At 64.7% G+C, this 861-nt stretch carries 1 pseudogene and 1 other annotated feature; the pseudogene reads right to left on the bottom strand.

The window, feature by feature from the left end:
* Positions 1–861 (bottom strand): annotated as a pseudogene (locus FYM52_RS18555) (IS3 family transposase); the annotation flags it as partial.
* Positions 672–788: a sequence feature (AL1L pseudoknot), on the bottom strand. Its footprint overlaps the pseudogene before it by 117 nt.

Here is an 861-nt window from a genome sequence, read left to right as displayed (position 1 = left end):
CCCCGGCGGTGAATCAGCTCGGCCTTGTACAGACCGTTGATGGTCTCGGCCAGCGCGTTGTCGTAGCTGTCACCCCGGCTGCCCACCGAGGGCTGTATGCCCGCCTGGTCCAACCGTTCGGTGTAGCGGATGCTGACGTATTGACTGCCCCTGTCGGAATGGTGCGTCAAGGCATGGGCTGCTGGCTGGCGGGCATACAGCGCCTGCTCCAGCGCATCCAGCACGAAGTCCGTTTGCATGCTGCGGCTGACCCGCCAGCCCACGATGCGCCGGGCGTACACATCCACCACGAAGGCCACGTACAGCCAGCCCTGCCAGGTGGAGACGTAGGTGAAGTCCGATACCCACAGCTCGTTGGGACGGCTGGCCTTGAAGTGCCGGTTGACGTGGTCCAGCGGGCACGGCGCTGATGTGTCAGGCGTGGTGGTACGTACCGCCCTGCCACGGCGAGCCCCTTGCAAGCCCATGGCACGCATCAGTCGCTCCACAGTACAACGTGCCACCGGGATGCCCTCGCGGTTCATCTGCAGCCAGACCTTATCGGCCCCGTAGACCTGCCAGTTGGCATGCCACACGCGCTGGATGTCCGCCTTCAAGCACTCGTCACGCTGGGCGCGTTGACTGCGCAGTTGCGGGTTACGTTGCCGGGCTGCGTGGCGCCAGTAACACGATGGGGCCATCTGCAGCACCCGGCAGATGGGCTCGACCCCGTAGTCGTCACGGTGGCGGTCGATGTAGTTCTTCAAGACTTCAATCGGCGGTCGAGCTCCGCCTGCGCAAAAAACGCGCTGGCCGTCTTCAGGATGTCGTTGGCCCGGCGCAGCTCCTTGACCTCACGTTCCAGCTCCTTGATGCGCTGGG

The sequence above is a fragment of the Comamonas sp. CAH-2 genome (assembly GCF_009668305.1).
Classification (GTDB): domain Bacteria; phylum Pseudomonadota; class Gammaproteobacteria; order Burkholderiales; family Burkholderiaceae_C; genus Comamonas; species Comamonas aquatica.
This window is presented reverse-complemented; position numbering and strand designations above follow the sequence as displayed.